Here is a 455-nt window from a genome sequence, read left to right as displayed (position 1 = left end):
CGCATCACCTCCGAGTTGCGCATCCTCGCCGCGATTCCGACCCTCAAGCTGGCGCTGGAGAAGGGCGCGGCGGTCATGGTGACCTCGCACCTGGGCCGGCCGAAGGAAGGCCAGTGGAGCCAGGCCGATTCGCTGGCGCCGGTGGCCCAGCGGCTGTCGGAACTGCTCGGCATCGACGTGCCGCTGGTCAAGGATTGGGTCGACGGCGTCGAGGTGCAGCCGGGCCAGCTGGTGCTGCTCGAGAATTGCCGCATGAACGTCGGCGAAGGCAAGGACGACGAGGCGCTGGCGCGCAAGTACGCCGCGCTGTGCGACGTGTTCGTCATGGACGCCTTCGGCACCGCCCACCGCGCCCAGGCCTCGACCCACGGCGCGATCCGCTACGCCAAGACCGCCGCCGGCGGCCCGCTGCTGATGGCCGAGCTCGACGCGCTGGCCAAGGCGCTGGACAACCC

At 70.8% G+C, this 455-nt stretch carries 1 protein-coding gene; it reads left to right on the top strand.

All coding sequences use genetic code 11. The features are described from left to right. Positions 1–455: phosphoglycerate kinase (pgk, locus tag JQK88_RS35680; RefSeq protein ID WP_203281282.1), on the top strand; the 455-nt coding region annotated here is incomplete at both ends.

Source organism: Mesorhizobium caraganae, assembly GCF_016836705.1.
Classification (GTDB): domain Bacteria; phylum Pseudomonadota; class Alphaproteobacteria; order Rhizobiales; family Rhizobiaceae; genus Mesorhizobium; species Mesorhizobium caraganae.
The sequence above is the reverse complement of the archived record's forward strand: the minus strand, read 5'-3'. Positions and strand labels throughout refer to the sequence as shown.